Annotated in this window: 11 protein-coding genes; 5 read left to right on the top strand and 6 right to left on the bottom strand. The window is 73.3% G+C overall.

All coding sequences use genetic code 11. From position 1 onward, the window contains the following. Positions 1-85 precede the first annotated feature (85 nt). Genes recC through recD form a run of 3 tightly spaced genes read left to right on the top strand, consistent with a single transcriptional unit; the run spans position 86 to position 8,486 of the window. A complete protein-coding gene (gene recC / locus AC1DPN_RS14765; RefSeq protein ID WP_477085525.1) occupies positions 86-3,433 on the top strand; it encodes an exodeoxyribonuclease V subunit gamma in 3,348 nt (1,115 codons plus the stop codon). Further along, positions 3,430-6,756 (top strand): UvrD-helicase domain-containing protein, encoded by a 3,327-nt coding sequence (locus tag AC1DPN_RS14760; protein WP_477085524.1) that lies wholly within the window; start codon positions 3,430-3,432, stop codon positions 6,754-6,756. The genes recC and AC1DPN_RS14760 overlap by 4 nt, the downstream gene beginning before the upstream one ends. Next, positions 6,753-8,486: an exodeoxyribonuclease V subunit alpha gene (gene recD, locus AC1DPN_RS14755; protein ID WP_477085523.1), complete on the top strand. Its 1,734-nt coding sequence runs from the start codon at positions 6,753-6,755 to the stop codon at positions 8,484-8,486. Before AC1DPN_RS14760 ends, recD begins: the two co-directional genes overlap by 4 nt. Before the next feature lie 22 nt (positions 8,487-8,508). On the opposite strand, the gene AC1DPN_RS14750 is transcribed toward recD, so the two are convergent. From AC1DPN_RS14750 to AC1DPN_RS14725, 6 genes are all read right to left on the bottom strand, one after another. Beyond that, positions 8,509-11,013 (bottom strand): eCIS core domain-containing protein, encoded by a 2,505-nt coding sequence (locus tag AC1DPN_RS14750; RefSeq protein ID WP_477085522.1) that lies wholly within the window; start codon positions 11,011-11,013, stop codon positions 8,509-8,511. Positions 11,014-11,308: 295 nt separating this feature from the next. Further along, entirely contained in the window at positions 11,309-11,836 is a 528-nt protein-coding gene (locus AC1DPN_RS14745) for a GNAT family N-acetyltransferase (protein WP_477085521.1), read from the bottom strand. 33 nt (positions 11,837-11,869) lie between these two features. Continuing rightward, positions 11,870-13,264 (bottom strand): GH1 family beta-glucosidase, encoded by a 1,395-nt coding sequence (locus tag AC1DPN_RS14740; protein ID WP_477085520.1) that lies wholly within the window; start codon positions 13,262-13,264, stop codon positions 11,870-11,872. A gap of 20 nt (positions 13,265-13,284) precedes the next feature. Further along, positions 13,285-14,553 carry an MFS transporter gene (locus AC1DPN_RS14735; RefSeq protein WP_477085519.1) on the bottom strand — a complete coding sequence of 423 codons (1,269 nt, stop codon included), beginning with the start codon at positions 14,551-14,553 and terminating at the stop codon, positions 13,285-13,287. A 236-nt stretch (positions 14,554-14,789) separates the two neighbouring features. Next, entirely contained in the window at positions 14,790-15,689 is a 900-nt protein-coding gene (locus tag AC1DPN_RS14730) for an NADP-dependent oxidoreductase (protein ID WP_477085518.1), read from the bottom strand. A gap of 24 nt (positions 15,690-15,713) precedes the next feature. Next, entirely contained in the window at positions 15,714-16,793 is a 1,080-nt protein-coding gene (locus AC1DPN_RS14725) for an alkene reductase (RefSeq protein ID WP_477085517.1), read from the bottom strand. A gap of 101 nt (positions 16,794-16,894) precedes the next feature. Between AC1DPN_RS14725 and AC1DPN_RS14720 the strand changes: the two genes are divergently transcribed. Further along, positions 16,895-17,374 carry a MarR family winged helix-turn-helix transcriptional regulator gene (locus tag AC1DPN_RS14720; RefSeq protein ID WP_477085516.1) on the top strand — a complete coding sequence of 160 codons (480 nt, stop codon included), beginning with the start codon at positions 16,895-16,897 and terminating at the stop codon, positions 17,372-17,374. Between the two features lie 146 nt (positions 17,375-17,520). Beyond that, positions 17,521-18,288, top strand: a complete 768-nt coding sequence (fabI, locus tag AC1DPN_RS14715; protein ID WP_477085515.1) for an enoyl-ACP reductase FabI — start codon at positions 17,521-17,523, stop codon at positions 18,286-18,288. Positions 18,289-18,305 lie beyond the last annotated feature (17 nt).

Genomic DNA, 18,305 nt, shown 5'->3' with positions numbered 1-18,305 from the left:
CTGGTGCGCGGGCCGAGGTAGCGCGCGGCGAGGTCACCCTGTTGACGACGCCGATCGCCCCCGCGCACCGGTCTACGATCCGAAGGTGGGCGACGCAGCGATCAGCGCAGGCCGCTCGCACCCGCAGCTGCACCTGCACGTGGCCGAGCGCGCCGACGCCCTCGTCGACGCCCTGGCTGACGTCCTGGCCGACGCACCCGCGGACCCGTTCACCCCCGACATCGTCGCCGTCCCCACGCGCGGCGTGGAGCGCTGGGTCGCGCAGCGCCTCGCCCACCGTCTCGGGACCGGCTCCGCGCCGAACGACGACGGGATCTGCGCGAACGTCCGCTTCGACCCGCCTCGGGCGCTCGTCGCGACCACGCTCGCCGCCACGCTCGATCTCGCGGCCGTCGACGACCCGTGGCACCCGGACCGGCTCCCGTGGCACGTGCTCGCGGTCCTCGACGACGAGCAGGACGCACCCTGGCTCGCGTCGGTGGTCCAGCACCTAGGCACGGCGGACGACGAGGTGCGCCGCAGCCGGCGTTTCCGCCTCGCGCAGCACCTCGCCCGGCTGCTCTCGTCCTACGACGAGCAGCGGCCCGCGCTCGTGAGGGCCTGGGCCCGGGGACTCGACGAGGACGGCGCGGGCACTCCCCTGCCCGACGACCTGCGCTGGGAGGCCGAGCTGTGGCGCGCCCTGCGCCGGCGGCTCGACGTTCCCGCGCCCGCGGAGCGGATGGACGACGCCGTCGCCCGGCTGACCCGCGACCCCGACCTCGTGGACTTCCCGCAGCGGTTGTCGGTGTTCGGCGCGACCGCCCTGCCCGACGCGCACGTCCGCGTGCTCGGTGCGCTGGCCGCGCACCGAGACGTGCACCTGTGGCTCCCCCACCCGTCGCGCGCGCTCTGGGAGAAGGTTGCCCCCGGTGCGCTGCGCCGCAGCGACCGCCCGGCCGCGGCGAGCCACCCGATGCTCGCGTCGATGGCCCCCAGCGCCACCGAGCTGGAGATGCGGCTGCTCGCGCTCGGACCTGAGGTGACCTGGGTCCAGGCGCCGGCTCCCGCGCCGACTGCCCTCGGGGCACTGCAGGCTCGCCTGCGCGCCGACCGGAGGGACGGCCCAGCCGTCGCCACGGACCGTTCGGTCCAGGTCCACGCCTGCCACGGCCGCACCCGCCAGGTCGAGGTCCTGCGCGATGCCCTGCTCGGCCTGCTCGCCGAGGACCCGAGCCTGCAGCCGCGCGACATCGTCGTGATGTGCCCCGACGTCGAGGCGTTCGCACCCCTGGTCGAGGCGGTGTTCGGGCCGGTCCAGTCGCCGACGGACACCGGCGCCCACCCGGGTCGGTCGCTGCGCGTGCAGGTCGCAGACCGCGCGCCGGCCCGCGCCAACCCCGTCCTGGCCACTCTCGCGACCCTGCTCGAGCTCGCGGACTCGCGCGTCACCGCCTCGGCGGTGGTCGACCTCGCGAGCCAGGCACCCGTGCGGCGGCGGTTCGGCTTCGGCGACGCAGACCTCGACCGCGTCCGCGCGTGGGCGCTCGAGTCCGGCGTCCGCTGGGGCGAGGACACGTCCCGGCGGGCGCGCTTCCAGCTCGGTGCCGTCGCGCAGGGCACCTGGGCGACCGCGCTGGACCGTCTGCTGCTCGGCGTCGCGATGGCCGAGGAGGACGACCGCTTCCTCGGGTCGGTGCTGCCGATGGACGACGTCCCGAGCACCGACGTCGACCTCGCCGGGCGTCTGGCCGAGCTGGTCGACCGACTCACGGGAACGCTCGCGGAGCTCTCCGGGGCGCGTCCGGCCGGCGCGTGGTTCGAGACGCTCGGGCGGGCTGTCGAGCTGCTCACCGACGCGGCCCCGGCCGACCGGTGGCAGCTGGCCGATGCCGCGCGGGTGCTCACCGACGCGTGCGCGATGACGAGCGCGACCACGGTCCTGCGCCTGGCCGACGTCGTCGCGATCCTCGAGCCGCGGCTTCGCGGACGTCCCTCCCGGTCGGGCTTTCGCACCGGCGCTCTCACGGTCTGCTCGCTCGAGCCGATGCGCGCGGTGCCCCACCGGGTCGTGGCGCTGCTCGGGATGGACGACGGCGCGTTCCCGCGCGGCGGCGCGGTCGACGGCGACGACGTGCTCGCGCGCGATCCGCTGATCGGTGAGCGCGACCGGCGGCTCGAGGACCGCCAGCTCTTCCTCGACGCGGTGACCAGCGCCCAGGACCACCTCGTGGTCGTGTACTCGGGCGCCGACGAACGCACGGGCGCGCGTCGGCCCCCTGCGGTTCCGGTCGGGGAGCTGCTCGACGCCCTCGACGACGGTGCTGCCGCGCACGTCGTGCACCACCCGCTGCAGACCGTCGACGAGCGCAACTTCACCGCGGGGGCGCTGGGTCGGCCGGGCCCGTTCGCGTTCGACCGCCTCGACCTGGCCGCCGCGGTCGCGGGCCGGGACCGCGTCCCAGGGGCGGAGACGTTCTTGGCGAGCCCGCTGCCCGCTCCGGAGGACGGCGACCTCGACGTCGACGACCTGGCCTACGCGCTCGAGCACCCCGTGCGCGCGTTCGTCGGGCGTCGCCTCGGGGTGAGCCTCCCGCGCGACGAGCCGCAGCTCGACGACCGCCTCCCCCTGGCGCTCGACGCGCTCGACCGGTGGACCCTCGGCGACCGGCTGCTGACCGCGGCCCTCGGCGGAGACGACCCGCAGCGGACGGCGGCCGCCGAGCGGCGCCGCGGTCTCGTTCCGCCGGGCGAGCTCGGTGGCGCGACGGTCCGGTCGGTCCAGGCGCAGGTCGAGCCGCTCCTGGCCGCGGCACGGCGCCACCTCGTCGGGACCGCGCACTCGCTCGACATCGACCTCCGGCTCCCGAACGGCCGGACGCTCGTCGGCACGGTGCACGGCCTGCACGGCGACGCGCTGGTCCGGACGGTGTTCTCGAACCTCGGCCCCAAGCACCGGCTCCGGGCCTGGGTCCAGCTGCTGGCACTGAGCGTGGACGAACCCGGACGCCCGAGGACGGCCATCACCATCGGCCGCGGGACGCCGTCGCCGAAGATCGCCACGCTGCGCCCGCCCGACGACGCCACCCGCGTGCTGTCCGACCTGGTCGAGCTCTACGACGAGGCCCTGAGCGGACCGTTGCCGCTGCCCCTGTCGACGTCGTGGGCGTACGCGCTCCAGCGCGTGCGCGGCGGTGACGAGCAGGAGTCGCTCGACGCGGCCCGCAAGTCGCTCGGCAGGCCCGAGGACGCCGCGGCCGGACGCGGTGGCTTCGAGACGGTGGACGCCCACCACACCCTCGTCTGGGGCGACGACTTCGAGCTCGACGACCTGCTCGGCGTCCCGACGGCACGCGACCGCGAGCGCGCACCGGGCGAGTCGACCCGGTTCGGTGCGCTGTCCGTCGCTCTCTGGGGCGACCTCGACCGCCACGAGGAGGTCGGACTCGCATGAGCATCCCCGTGTTCGACGTCTGCGGCCCGCTGCCCACCGGGACGGTCGTGCTCGAGGCGAGCGCCGGCACCGGCAAGACCACGACGATCGCGTCGCTGACCGCGCGGTACGTCGCGGAGGGCGTCGCCCAGCTGCCCGACCTGATGCTCGTGACGTTCGGCCGGATGGCCACCTCCGAGCTGCGTGACCGGGTCCGCGCTCGCCTCACGGAGGTCGAGCGTGCGCTGCGCGCGCCGGGTGCGTCGGAGAGCACCGACGAGGTCGTCGCCCTGCTGGCCGATGTCTCCGACGACGAGCGCGTCGAGCGCGCCGACCGGCTCACCCGCGCGCTGGCGGAGTTCGACGCGGCGACGATCACGACGACGCACGGCTTCTGCCAGCAGATGCTCGCGACGCTGGGCACGGTCGGCGACGTCGACCACGACGCGACCCTGTTCCCGGACGTCGCGGACCTGGAGGCCGAGGTCGTCGATGACCTCTACCTGCGCAAGTACGCCGGCTCGGACGCGCCGCTCGTCTCCGTGGTCCACGCCCGCGAGATCGCGCACGAGGCCATCAGCGACCACGACGCGCACCTCGAGCCGGCTGCCGCCACGCCCGACACGGCCGCGCAGCACCGGTTCGGCATCGCGAACGCCGCGCGCGGCGAGTTCCGGCGTCGCAAGCGTGCACAGCGCGTCCTCGACTACGACGACCTGCTGGTGCTGCTGCGTGACGCGTTGACCGATCCGCAGTCCGGCCCGGCCGCGACCGCCCGGGTCCGCGAGCGCTACCGCATCGTGCTCGTCGACGAGTTCCAGGACACGGATCCCGTGCAGTGGCAAATCCTGCGCACGGCGTTCCACGGCCACCGCACGCTCGTGCTCATCGGCGACCCCAAGCAGGCCATCTACGCGTTCCGTGGCGCGGACGTCGCCACCTACCTGGTCGCGTCGGCCGACGCGAAGACGCAGACGCTCGGGCGCAACTGGCGGGCCGACCCCGCGGTGCTCGCCGGCCTCGTGCCGATCCTCGAGGGCACGGCGCTGGGCGATCCTCGGATCGTCGTGCACCCGATCGGTGCTGGTCTGACGGGTCGCAGGCTCGACGGCGGCCCCGGGGTCCTGGTCCGACAGGTCACACGCGCGGCGGTCGGCGCCGTCGGGTCGAAGCCGCCGCCGGTCGGGCCGGTGCGCGAGCTTCTGCACCGCGACGTCGCCGCGCAGGTCGTCCACACGCTGACGACCGCCCGGCTGCGGGACGGGGACGGTTGGCGTCCGGTCGAGCCGGGCGACATCGCGATCCTCGCGCGCAAGAACAAGGAGGCTGTCGCCGCACAGCACGCTCTCGCCGACGTCGGCGTCCCCGCGGTCATCTCCGGCCTGAGCAGCGTGTTCACCACGCGCGCGGCCCAGGACTGGCTCGCACTGCTGACCGCCCTCGCGCGGCCCTCCCACCAGGGCGCGGCGGCCGCCGCTGCGCTCACGCCGTTCCTCGGGTGGGACGCCGAGCGGCTCGCGCTGGCCGCCGACGCCGACCGGGACGAGGTCAACGAGCGGCTGCGCACGTGGTCCCGCGTCCTGACCGACCATGGCGTCGCCTCGCTGCTCGAGTCCACGGCGGCCGACGGCCTGCGGGAGAGGCTGCTGCGCCGGTCCGACGGGGAGCGCCGCCTCACCGACCTGCGGCACGTCGGGGAGGCGCTGCACGCGGTCGCGACCCGACAGGGCATGGGGGCCGCAGCCCTGCTCGAGTGGCTGCGCGGGCGCATCGACGAGGCCGCGAAGGACTACTCCGAGGAACGCAGCCGACGCCTGGAGACCGACGCGGCCGCGGTGCAGGTCATCACCGTGCACGCCAGCAAGGGGCTCCAGTTCCCTGTCGTCCTCGTCCCCTACCTCTGGGACCGGTGGACCCCGACCACGCCGGAGACGCTCCAGTACCACCGCGACGACACGCGCATGCTGCACGTCGGCGGCAAGGGCAGCCCGGGGTACGACGACGCGCTCCGGGCGGCGCGGAGCGACGACGTGGGCGAGACCCTGCGCCTGGCCTACGTCGCACTGACGCGGGCGGCCAGCCAGGTCGTGGTGTGGTGGGCGCCGAGCACCAACTCCCCCAGCGGTCCGCTGACCCGGCTGCTGCTGGGCAAGCGCGACGCCACGGGGACGCCGGCGGCGAGCGTCCCGACGACGACCGACGAGGCCACCGAGGCCGTGCTGCGCACCCTCGTTGCCGGTGCCCCCGAGCACCTCGCGCTCGAGGTCGTCCGGGAGGAGCGCCCACAGGTGCGCTGGGCACCGGTGGCCCGTCCGCCCGCGTCGCTGACGGTCGCGCGGCTCGACCGTCCGGTCGACACCGCGTGGCGTCGGACGTCGTACTCGGCCCTGACCGCGGGTGCGCACGGCGGCCCGGCCGACGAGCTGAGCCCCGGGGTCCGGTACGAGCCGGAGGTGACCGGGGTCGACGACGAGCCCGAGCTCGTTGCACCGGTCGGCGCGCCCGACGACGGCCCCCTGTCTCGGCCGTCCCCGATGGCGGACCAGCCCGCGGGCGCCCGCTTCGGCGTCGTGGTGCACCGGGCTCTCGAGCTGCTCCGCACCGCCGCGCCCGACCTGCGCGCCGACCTCGTCGAGCAGTGCCGTCGTGCCGGTGCCGACGAGCCGGCGACCCTTGCCGACGCCCTGCTGCCCTCGATCCGCACCCCGCTCGGACCCGCGTGCGACGGCCGCTCCCTCGCCGACATCGCCCCGACCGACCGCCTGGCCGAGCTCGACTTCGAGCTTCCGCTCGCGGGCGGCGACACCGACCACCGCCTCGACGACGGCGCGACCGTCCGCGACCTGGCCGCCCTGCTGCGCGAGCACCTGCCGCCCGGCGACGTCTTCGCCGGCTACGCCGACCGTCTCGACGGACTGCGCGTGACCCGCCTGCGCGGCTACCTCACCGGCAGCATCGACGCGGTCCTGCGCGTCCCGGCGCCCGTCGCAGGCGGCCACCGATACCTCGTCGTCGACTACAAGACGAACCGTCTCGGCCTGTTCGGCGACCCGCTGACCGCGTGGCACTACCGCCCCGAGTCGATGGCTGCCGCGATGCTCGACGCGCACTACCCCCTGCAGCTCCTGCTCTACTCCGCCGCGCTGCACCGCTACCTGCGCTGGCGCCTGCCCGCGTACTCGCCCGAGGAGCACCTCGGCGGCGGTCTGTACCTGTTTCTGCGCGGCATGCTCGGCCCCGACAACCCGACGGTCGACGGCACCCCGTGCGGCGTCATGCAGTGGCGACCGCCCGCCGCTCTCGTCGTCGCGCTGTCCGACCTGCTCGACCGGAGGCACTCGTGACGGAAGCCTCCTTCGCCGCGACCGTGCCCTGGCGGGCGGGTGGCCTGCTCGGTCGCCTGGCCGAGACCGGCGCACTCGTGTCGGCTGACGTGCACGTGGCTCAGCGCCTCGGTGCGATCGCAGGCGAGCCGGACGAGGGCGTCCTGGTGGCCGTCGCGCTGACCGTGCGGGCCCTGCGCGAAGGTTCGGTGTGCCTGGTCCTGGCCGACCCGCTGGACGGCGTCGACCCTGCGCTCCTGCCGCCGCTGGAGGACTGGAACGCCGCGCTGCGTCGGAGCCCTCTCGTCGCGGACGGTGTGTCCGGCCCGGCCGACCGCCCGGTGCGCTGGGTCGACGGCCGCCTCTACCTCGACCGGTACTGGCGGGACGAGCAGTCGGTGCGGACGGCGATCGGTCTTGCCGCCCCGGCCCGGGCGGATGCCGACGCGCTGACCGTGGCCATCACGCGACTGTTCCCGCTGCCCGTCGACGAACCCCAGCGTGAGGCGCTGCGCACCGCCGCGACCACGCACCTGACGGTCCTGACCGGCGGCCCGGGCACGGGCAAGACCACGACGGTCGCCCGCCTGGTCGCCGCGCTCCAGGCAGCTGCCGGCCCGGGCCTGCGCGTGGCACTGGCGGCCCCAACCGGCAAGGCCGCCGCCCGCCTGCAGGAGTCGGTGAACGCCGAGGTCGCGAGCCTCGCACCCGAGGACCGCGCAGCCGTGGGCGGGCTGGACGCCATGACGATCCACCGCCTGCTCGGTTGGCGGCGCGGCAGCACGACGCGCTTCCGGCACGACCGCACGCGTCCCCTCCCGCACGACGTCGTGATCGTCGACGAGTCCTCGATGGTGTCGCTGCCGCTGATGGCCCGCCTGACCGAGGCCCTGCGCCCCACGGCTCGGCTCGTGCTCGTCGGCGACCCGGACCAGCTCGCGAGCGTCGAGGCGGGGGCCGTCCTGGGCGACCTCGTCGCGGCACTCCCCGGCGGGGTCGTCCGCCTCACGCGCGCCCACCGCTACGGCGCCTCCCTGGCCGCTCTGGCGGAGGCGATCCGTGCCGGCGATGCCGGCGCGACCCTGGCGTTGCTGCGCTCCGGAGGCGAGCACCACACGTTGGTCGAGCCGGCCGGCGAGCGACTCACAGACGCGAACCTCGCGGGCCTCCGGGCGGATGTCGTGGCCACCGGAGTCGCTCTGACCGACGCCGCACGCTCGGGCGACGCGTCGGCCGCACTGCGTGCGCTGGGCACCCACCGGCTCCTGCTCGCCCACCGCGAGGGCCCGTTCGGCGTCACCCAGTGGGCCATGACCGCCGAGACCTGGGTCGCCGCCGCCACCGGGTACGCGTCGGCCGGCGCCTGGCCGCTCGGCCGCCCGCTCCTGATCACGGAGAACGACCGCACCAGCGGCCTCTACAACGGCGACACCGGCGTGATCGTGGCCGACGGAGATGCGGTCGCGGTCGCGTTCGGCGACGCCGACGAGCCCCGGCTGGTCCGCCCGCACCAGCTCCCGGCCGTCCAGCCCGTGCACGCCATGACGGTCCACCGCGGCCAGGGCAGCCAGTTCGCGCGCGTGACCCTGCTCCTGCCCCCCGAAGGCTCCCCGCTGCTCACCCGCGAGCTGCTCTACACGGCGGTCACGCGCGCCCAGCAGCACGTTCGCGTGATCGGCACCGAGGCCGCCATCCGCGCCGCCGTGGAACGCTCCGTCCGTCGAGCCAGCGGCCTGCGCGAGCGGCGCTAAGACCCGACGGAGGGAGGTCCCCTCAGGACGTGACCGCAGCGTCGAGCTTTCGCTCAGCCGACCGGAACGTGATGCCCGAGGCCTCGACGTCCTGCGAGTAGTAGTCCTTGTGCAGCGCCGCGATCGCCGGGATCAGCTTCGTGAAGGGAGCGGAGTAGCTCCCGAGCTCGACGCCGTTGTTCCCTTGGGCGTCCTTGACGTGCATCGAGTAGATCTCGCCTGTACCCAGCCGGTCGAAGTGCGTGTGGAGCGCGAAGGTGGCGCGCGGGTTCCCGGCGAACTGCATCGACAAGAGACCCGTCATCGCCTTCGTCGCCTGGTTCTGCCTCCAGTGCACGTCGTTCAGCCGTCCGTACTCGACCGCGGAGCGGGCCGTCAGGCTGACCTTGCCCGTTCCCTCCCGGAAGTGGGCCTCGGCTCGCAGCGCCGCGACCTGCTGCGGCTGCCGGTACCAGTAGTCGTCGTTCTCCATGATCAGGTCGAGGTGCTTCGGGAGCTCCTTGTCGATGTTCTTGCTGAGCGACTCGAATACCGCGACCAGGTCCGGCAGCTGTGCGACGTACCTGGCGCACTGCGTCACGGTGTCCGCGCGGCCGTACGGTGTGGCGAGGAATGCGGACTTCAGGCTCGGGGCATGCACCTCCTTGGCGGCGAACACCTTGGCGAGGTCGGGGAACTCCGGCCGGTCCTTGTGCTCCGTGAGCCACTTGATGTCGTCCACCGTCGGCTTGGACACCTGGTTGGGCAGGCTTCGGAGGATCTCGCGGGCGACCTCGACGTGCTTCGAGCCGGGCTCCGCCAGACCTTGCGCCAGCGCCCACCCCCGGGACGACGTGGCTAGGGGCAGGTCGCACAGCGTCAGGTAGCCGCCGGCCCACCCGGGCTTCGTCACGGCATGGCGGCCGACCTTCCGGTCCTGGACGGCTCGCAGCACCAGCTCGGGCGCCACCCCGGCCTTGAACAACGTGACGGCGTGGTCTGCGGCTTCCCTCAGCTCGGCCTCGTCGACGAGCTCCAGCGCGCCCACGACCAGCGGGTCCCGCCGAGCTGCCCGTCGAACCTCGTCCACGACGGCAGCCCGCTCGGCGGCCTTCTTCTCTGCGGCCTCCTTCTCCTCGGCGGCCTTCTTCTCCGCAGCCGCCTTCTCCTCAGCCGCCAGCTTCTCGGCGGCCTCCCTCTCCTCTGCCGCCTTCTGGTCCGCAGCCGCCTTCTTCCTCGCCTCCGCCCGCGCCAGCCGCTCCGCCTTCTCGTCGGCGATCTCCTGGGCACGCTCCTGGGCCGCTCGCTCCTGCTCCTCCTTCTCGCGGGCGAGCCGCTCCTGCAGGTCCTTCTGGTCCTGCTCCTCCTTCTCCGCCTTGAGCCGCTTCTTCTCGTGCTTGTCGACCTTGGGCCTCTTCACCGGCTTCTTCCGTGCGCCGCCCACCGTGCCTGCTACGGCCCTCGCGGTCGACTGCTGCACCGACGCCTCCTGCGCAGCCTCCACGGGCTCGTCTTTCTCGGCCTTCTCCCGGTCGACCTTCTCCTGGTCGGCCTTCCTCTGGTCGGCCTTCTTCTGCTCGGCCTCGGCCTTCTCGCGCTCGGCCTTCACTCTCGCGGCCTCGACGGCGATCGCGTCGACGTCTGCCTTCTGGTACTCGGCGGCGATTGCCAGCAGCCGCTTCCCGTAGGCGATCGCGGTCGGCACGACGAGATCGCGCTCGTCCACGTTGATCGTCCGCTTCGCCTCGTCCCAGTCCTCGAAGTGCTTGCTGATCTTGGCGAGCTCCTCCTGGCCGGCGGAACGCACGGCCAGCGTCTTCACGGTGTCGATCACCTTCCGAGCTGCGGCGACGTCGGCGGCGGCCGTCCGCGACGCCTCGATCGCGGCATTCACGTCTGCGGGGAAGCTCCTGATCTCCGAGAACGACCAGTCGAACTTGAACAGGCGACGGATGGCGGGTGCTGCTCCCGGCATCTCGCCCTGCCCGGACCGCCCTTCCGCGCGCACCACTGCTGCGGTCTCCCCGTACCGGGCGTGATGACGCCGCAGCGAGCTCAGCGCGGAGTCCGCGGCCGCGTCGGCGGCGGACTCGGCCGGGTCGGAGGCGTGCCCGATCGTCGGTCCCGGGCCCGTGCCCGAGGCCGACGTCTGGTTCTGCGCCACGTGCGCGAGCTCATGAGCGAGGAGTCGCTGCCCGCTGGCGCTGCTCGGCGCGTACGTGCCCTGGGTGAAGTAGATGTCCTGGCCGTGCGTGAAGGCCGTGGCCTGCACCGAGCGGGAGATCCGATCGGCCTCCCCGTCCGCGTGCACGCGAACCCCGCCGAAGTCCGCGCCCATCGCCTCGCCGATCGGGCCGGCGACCGACGACGGCAACGCCTGGCCCGTGCCGCGCCGGCGTGACAGCACCGCCGCCGTGTCCGCCGGCACGGCCGTCCCGCCGAGCGGGTCACGCTGTCCGTCGTCACCCGTGCGCCGGAGACCGAGAACCAGTCCGGAGACCGGGACGATGCCCGCGGGAGACGGCGCGCGAACGGGAACGGGCGCCACGGGACTCTCGGCGGGTCGCTGCGGGGCTCGTCGCCTCCGATGCTCGGCGTGCTCAGCCATCTCGTGCCCCCAGGAATCGGCGGACCAACCCGCACAGATCCCTTTCGGCGGCTGTTTCGTCGGTCGTGTCGTCGCTAGAGACGCATCAACCCAAACCGCCCCAAAGGGCCCGTCGATCGTCTCCCAGGCACAGCCCCGACCGCAAGAGCGACGGGCTCGTCCAGCGCCTGCAGCACCGGCCCGATCGCACGGTTCTCGTCTGGGACACGCGCTTCGGCCGGAGGGCCCAGGAGAATCAGGCGCGGAGCCGGCGGAACTCGGTCGTCGTCTCGTTGTCGTCGACCGGTCCCGGGCCGACCACCTCGAAGCCGAGCCGCACGAGCAGCCGCGCGGACGCGTCGTTCCCGTCCACCACGATCGCCCGCACGTCCACGACGCCGAGCTCCTCCGCTGCCGCGTCGAGCAGCGCGGTGACGGCCTCCGACGCCAGGCCCTGGCCCTGCCGGTCGGTGCGCAGCGCGTAGCCGACCTCGGCCCGGCCCCCGCCCTCACGCTTGACGAGCACCTCACCGACCACCGTGCCCGTGCTCCGCTCCTCCATCGCCAGCACGATCCAGTCGCCCGGTGCCTCGGCGCGGGTCCGGTCGAGCTTGACCGCCAGCGCCTCGCGCGTCTGCTCCCGCGTGCGCGTGGGCCACGGGATGAACCGGGTGACGAGCGGGTCGCCGTGGAAGACGACCAGGTCGTCGAGGTCCTCCACCCGGTGCGCCCGCAGCAGCAGCCGGTCGGTCGTCAGCGGCAGGTCGAACGCCCAGACGGTCATGCCGTCACGGTACCCAGCCGTCTGCGATCGACCTCAGCTCCGACCAGGCTGCGCCGCGATCACCTCGCGGTACCAGTGCCACGAGTCCTTGCGGGTGCGCTCGAGCGTGTCGAGGTCGACGTGCACCAGCCCGAAGCGTTCGCGGTAGCCGGCGGCCCACTCGAAGTTGTCGAGCGCCGACCAGACGTAGTAGCCCCGCACGTCGACGCCCGCCGCGATCGCGTCCCCGACGGCGCGCACGTGCTGGTCGAGGAACCGGATCCGACGCTCGTCGTGCACCGCGCCGTCGTCGGTCCGGACGTCGTGGAACGACGCGCCCGACTCGGTGATGACGACCGGCGGGAGGTTCGCGTAGCGCTCCCGTAGCGTGACGAGGATGTCGGTGAGGGCCGACGGCACGATCGACCAGCCGAAGTCGGTCCGCTCGACCCCCTCGATCGGCACGGGCGCGAACGGCAGGCCCTCGGGGATGTCGACCTCGAGCACGCCCGCGTAGTCCTGCCCGGCGCGCGGCGCCTCGATCATGGTGGGCTCGTAGTAGTTGACGCCGTACACGTCCAGCGGGGCCGAGATCACCGCCAGGTCGTCCGCGAGCTGCTGCTCGGACATGCCCGTGCCGAGCAGGATCCCCCCGGCGACCTCGTCGGTGGGGTACTCGGCCCGCAGGATCGGGTCCGCGAACGTCCAGTTGGTGAGGACCGAGAAGGCCTCGGCCGCCGCGAGGTCGGCAGGGTCCGGTGACGCGGGAAGGACCGGGAAGTGCTGGTTCACGACGCCGATGCGCGACGCCCCCGCAGCCCGGAGCCGCTGCACGGCCAGCCCGTGACCGAGCAGCTGGTGGTGCGCCGCGGGGAGGGTACCGAGCCCCAGCCCCAGGCCCGGCGCGTGGTCCGTGAGCGCGTACCCGTACAGCGTGTGCACGCTCATCTCGTTGAGCGTGAACCAGTCCGCCACGCGATCGCCGAGACGCGCGACGACGACGTCGACGTAGTCGGCAAAGGCGTGCGCCGTCGTGCGCGACATCCAGCCGCCCTCGTCCTGCAACGCCTGCGGCAGGTCCCAGTGGAACAGCGTCGGCACCGGACGCACGCCGCGGGCGAGCAGTGCGTCGACGAGCCGGTCGTAGAAGTCGAGGCCCAGCGCGTTGACGTTCCCGGAGCCCGCGGGAACGATGCGCGGCCAGGCGATCGAGAACCGGTAGTCCTGCACCCCCAGGTCGGCGATGTGCCCGACGTCCTCGAGGTAGCGGTGATAGTGGTCGATCGCCACCGCCGGGGTGTCGCCGTCGGCGATCGTCCCCGGGCGGGCGGCGAACGTGTCCCAGATGCTGGGGCCCTTGCCGTCCTCGTCGGACGCCCCTTCGACCTGGGTCGCGGCGGTGGCGACGCCGAAGCGGAAGCCGGTGGGGAGGATCGGGTGGCTGGTCATGCGCGTCCTGTCTGTGGGGGTCAACGGATGCCGCGGAGGCCGGGCACGCACAGCAGCGCCGCTACGCACACCACCGCTGCCACGAGGTAGAGGCCGGTGTAGCCGCCGAGGTGCAGCACGATGGGTGCGGCGACCACCGGTGCGAGCGCCTGGGGAAGTGCGCTCGCGATGTTGCCGATGCCGAGCATCGCGCCGTGGGTCTCGTCGCTCGGCATGCCTGCGGTGAGCACCGCGAGGTCGACGCTGATGTACAGGCCCCACCCGATCCCCACCAGCGCGGACGCGACGAGCACCACAGGGATCGTCGGGACGAAGGCCATGAGCACGGCACCTGCGGCGACCACGACGGTGGAGCCGACGACGAACGGGACGCGGCGGCCCCAGCGGTCGGAGAGCGTGCCGCCGACGCCAGCGGTGCCTGCTGCGACGAGCACGACGACCAGCGTGATGACGAGCACCAGGCTGCCGGGGTCGCTCTCGCCGACCTCGTCCGAGAGGTAGAAGTACAGGTACAGCAGCACGAGGGCGTTGGCGAGGTTGAGCAGGAACCGGATCAGCCACGCCCACACGAAGAGTCGGGTGGGCCGCATGCCGTGCCAGAACGCGCGGGCCGGCCGGGCGGGCGCGTCCTGGTTCTCGCTCCTCCTGGTCGACGGCTCTCGATGGACGAGAAGGAAGGCGACGACGAGCGCAGGCACCGCGACCGCGAGCGCGTAGTAGCCCAGACGCCCCTCGCCGACCGCGACGGCGATGACCGTGCCGAGCACGACGCCGACGGTCTGCGCGATGCCGAACAGGGCCCCGACGAGCCCGCGCTGCTCGGGCGGGACACGGTCGGCGATCGTCGCGGCGAGCGCCGCGAACGGTCCGTTGAGCCCGATCTGCACCACGATCCAGCCCGCGATCATCACCGGGAGCGTGTCGCCGGAGCCCAGGATGACCAGTCCGGCGACGCCGACGGCGGTGCCGAGGACGATCGTGGGCCGGCGGCGGCCCCAGCGTGAGCGGGTGCGGTCGGAGATCCCGCCCCAGAGCGGATTGGCGATCATCGAGGCGACCGCGCCGCTCGCGGTCACGATCGCGAGGATCGTCTCCTTGCCGCCCAGGCCGAGGTCCTCGAGCCGGGCCGCCTGGGAGGGCAGCAGGATCTGGATCGGGCCGAACCACCCGGCGGCGACACCCACGACCGCCAGCGAGAAGGCGACGATCCAGCGTGCCCGGACGCGGGCGAGAGTCGCGCCTCTGGGTTCGGCGAACCCCTCCGGGGCGAGGTCTGGTGAGGCACGCATCGTTGCGCTCCTGGGGAGGACGGGGTTCTCGGCCCGGCAGAGGAGTGCCGAGCTGCGAGTTGAACAACTGACCAGCTCGTTGGTGGCGAAACGATAAGAGCCCCACCGGGTGAGGTCAAGGAACGAGACCGTCAGGGGGCAGGGTCCGCTCTCCCGAGACTGTGCAAGGCCCGGCGACGCCGCCCCGACCTCCAGGCTCCCCACGGTCGGGGAAGAGGCGGGACGACGTCGTCTACTCAGGGCACCAGGACGAGCTTTCCACCTGCCTGCCCGGCGTCGCTCAGCTCGGCCGCTCGCACCACGTCCTCCAGCGGGTGCACACCTCCCGTCGTGGTCGTCAGCTCGCCGCGGGCGCGCCGTCCGAGCAGGTCCGCCAGCGCAGCCGCGGACCGCTGAGACGTCGAGCTGAAGGCGATCCCGAGCGTGAACGCCGCCGGGTCTGCGATCGTGACGATCCGGGTCGTGCCACCTCGCAGCTCGACGGAGTCGGGCAGCACACCCCGGCCGGTCGTGTCGAGCACGGCGTCGACACCCTCGGGAGCCAGCGCGCGCACCCGTTCGACGAGGCCTGTCCCGTAGGTCGTGGGAGTCGCACCGAGAGACGCGACCCGTGCCTGGTGCCTGGCCGAGGCGGTACCGATGACGCGCACGCCGGCAGCGACCGCCAGCTGCGTCGCCATCTCGCCGACCGACCCGCTCGCACCGTGCACCAGCAGCGTCTCGCCGGGCTGGACCGCGAGCTCTCGGAGCACGCGCTGTGCCGTCTCGCCGGCCACGGGGACCGTGACGGCGTCGACCGGGTCGAGCGCCTCCGGCACCCGCGCGTACGTGCTCGCCAGTGCCAGCTCGGCGTACCCGCCCGCGGGAGCGTCCGCCCACCCTGCAACGGTGTCGCCGACGACGACATCGGCCACCCCGACACCGAGCGAGTCGACGGTGCCCGCGATCTCGATGCCGAGGACTGCCGGGAGGTCAGGGCCGGGCATGAAACCCGCCCGGATCTTCCCGTCGATGCCGTTCACGGCCGCGGCGAGCACGCGGACCCGAACCTGACCCGGACCGGGAACGGGGATGGGGACCTGAGCGGCGTGAAGGACCTCAGGGCCGCCGAACGTCTCGATGACGATCGCCTTCATGACAGACGTCCTTTCGGGGGGGGTTCAGCCGGCGACGCGGGCGTCGTCGAGCGTCGGGTAGTCGGTGTAGCCGGTGTGGTCGCCGCCGTAGGCGGTGCTGTAGTCGGGGGTGTTGAAGGGTCCGCCGGCCGCGAGCCGCGAGGGCAGGTCCGGGTTGGCCAGGAACAGGGCGGCGAACGACACGAGGTCCGCCGAGCCGTCGGCGAGACGGTCGAGGGAGCTCGGACCCGTCCACGCGCCCGGTGTGGCCGGGTTCAGGACGAGCGGGCCGGACCAGCGCTCACGCAGTCTCGCCGTCAGCCCGGCATCGGGACCCTCGGCGACGTGCAGGTAGGCCAGCCCCAGCGGATCGAGCGTCTCGACGAGTGCGAGGTACGTCGTGTCGACGTCGTCCTCGACGATGTCGTTGTAGGTGTTCCCGGGAGAGATCCGCAGACCCGTGCGGTCCGCGCCGATCGCCTCCGCGACCGCCCGGACCACCTCGACGGTCAGCCGCGTGCGTCCGACCACGTCGCCACCCCAGCCGTCCGTGCGCTGGTTGACGTTGGTGGAGAGGAACTGGTGCAGCAGGTACCCGTTGGCACCGTGCACCTCGACCCCGTCGAATCCGGCGTCGATCGCATGGGCGGCCGCTCGGGCGAAGTCGGCGACGGTGCGACCGATCCCCGCCTCGTCGAGAGCCTCGGGCGTGACCATGTCCTGCGGTCCGGCAGACGTGAAGACGGTTCCCGATGCGCGCACGGCTGAGGCGCTGACGGGCGTCTCCCCCGTGAGGCTCGGGTGTCCGATCCGGCCCGTGTGCATGAGCTGCGCGAAGATCAGGCCGCCGCGCTCGTGGACCGCGGAGGTCACCTCGCGCCAGGCCTCGACCTGTGCCCCGGTGTGCAGTCCGGGGGTGTCCGGGTACCCCTGACCGACCACCGAGGGCTGCGTGCCCTCCGTGACGATCAGGCCCGCGCCGGCCCGCTGCGCGTAGTACTGCGCCATGAGCGCGGTGGGGGTCGCCTCGGGACCGTAGGCCCTGCTGCGCGTCATGGGTGCCATCACCACGCGGTTGCGCGTGGTGTACCGGCCGATGCGGCCGGCCTCGAATGCGGTGGTCATCGATTCTCCCTGCGTCACGAACGGCATTTTGCTGTTCAGGACAGGTAACCGCCGCATCCGCGGATCCATTCCCCGGAGATCTCTGCGGCTAGAATGGGCGGATGGCTTCGTTCGCACACATCCCTGGTACGGACAGGCAACCCGGCGCTGCAGGGGGTGGCCCGCTCAGCCACGCGATCTTCCGCCTCGCCCGCACCCACCGGGCCCTGGCCGGTCGGCTCTTCCGTGAGCTCGGCTTACGACCCGGCCAGGAGCTGCTCCTCATGCACCTCTGGGAGTTCGGCCCACAGCGCCAGGCCGACCTCGCGGAGCTCTTCGACACCGACTCGGCGTCGATGACTCGGACCGTCCAGCGGCTCGAACGAGCCGGCTTCGTACGCCGCACCTCGAGCGCCGAGGACCGTCGCGTCACGCTGGTCGAGCCGACCGCCGCAAGCCTCGGTCTGCGGACCCGCATCGAGGACCTGTGGTCGACCCTCGAGCGGTACACCGTCGGCGACCTGGACCCCGGCGAGCGCGAATCGGCGCTGGCGGTCCTCCGCCGCCTCGAACTCAACCTGCTCGCGGACGACGCCCCCTGAAAGTGGCTGATCCCCCGACCACTCCTCATCGGATGAAGACGAGCTCATCCGTCAAGGTGCCGAACGGCCCTGGCCCTTTCGACAGGGCTGACTACCGTCGAGGGGCCGGTCGAACCGCTCCGGCACCGAGACGGTAGGAGACGCCGATGGCACTGCTCGACGGCAGGACGATCCTGGTGACGGGGGTGCTGACGGAGGGTTCGATCGCCTTCCACGTCGCCAAGCTCGCCCAGGAGCAGGGCGCGCAGGTGGTCCTCACGTCGTTCGGGCGCCAGCAGCGGCTCACCGAGGTGATCGCCCGGCGACTGCCCGCCACGGCGCCCGTGGTCCGGCTCGACGTCACGTCCGCCGCCGACCTCGCAGGCCTCGCCGATGCCGTCGGTGAGCACGCAGACCACCTGGACGGAGTCGTCCACTCGATCGGCTTCGCCCCGCAGTCCGTGCTCGGCGGGCACTTCCTGGACGGGCAGTGGCCCGACGTGGCCACCGCGCTCGAGGTGTCGGCGTACTCGCTCAAGGCCCTGGCGGTCGCCGCGCTCCCGCTCATGCGCCGGGGCAGCTCGCTCGTCGGGCTGACCTTCGACGCGACCGTCGCCTGGCCGGTCTACGACTGGATGGGCGTGGCCAAGGCCGCGCTGGAGTCGACGTCCCGCTACCTGGCCCGTGACCTGGGTCCCGAGGGGATCCGGGTCAACCTGGTCGCCGCCGGTCCGGTCCGGTCGACCGCGGCCAAGTCGATCCCCGGCTTCGAGTCCATCGAGGGCGGCTGGGACGGCCGCGCGCCGCTCGGCTGGGACGTCCGCGACGCCGACCCGACGGCCCGCGCCGTCATCGCGCTGCTCTCGGACTGGTTCCCGGCGACGACCGGCGAGATCGTGCACGTCGACGGCGGGGTGCACGTGATGGGGCTCTAGCCCCCACCTGCCCTGCG

Source organism: Cellulomonas sp. P4_H4 (genome assembly GCF_056400865.1).
This window is presented reverse-complemented; position numbering and strand designations above follow the sequence as displayed.

Excerpts from the sequence above, each read along its gene's own strand:
- AC1DPN_RS14760 (WP_477085524.1), top strand. The coding sequence starts at position 3,430 with ATGAGCATCCCCGTGTTCGACGTCTGCGGCCCGCTGCCCACCGGGACG.
- AC1DPN_RS14745 (WP_477085521.1), bottom strand. The coding sequence starts at position 11,836 with ATGACCGTCTGGGCGTTCGACCTGCCGCTGACGACCGACCGGCTGCTG.
- AC1DPN_RS14740 (WP_477085520.1), bottom strand. The coding sequence starts at position 13,264 with ATGACCAGCCACCCGATCCTCCCCACCGGCTTCCGCTTCGGCGTCGCC.
- AC1DPN_RS14735 (WP_477085519.1), bottom strand. The coding sequence starts at position 14,553 with ATGCGTGCCTCACCAGACCTCGCCCCGGAGGGGTTCGCCGAACCCAGA.
- AC1DPN_RS14730 (WP_477085518.1), bottom strand. The coding sequence starts at position 15,689 with ATGAAGGCGATCGTCATCGAGACGTTCGGCGGCCCTGAGGTCCTTCAC.
- AC1DPN_RS14725 (WP_477085517.1), bottom strand. The coding sequence starts at position 16,793 with ATGACCACCGCATTCGAGGCCGGCCGCATCGGCCGGTACACCACGCGC.
- AC1DPN_RS14720 (WP_477085516.1), top strand. The coding sequence starts at position 16,895 with ATGGCTTCGTTCGCACACATCCCTGGTACGGACAGGCAACCCGGCGCT.
- fabI (WP_477085515.1), top strand. The coding sequence starts at position 17,521 with ATGGCACTGCTCGACGGCAGGACGATCCTGGTGACGGGGGTGCTGACG.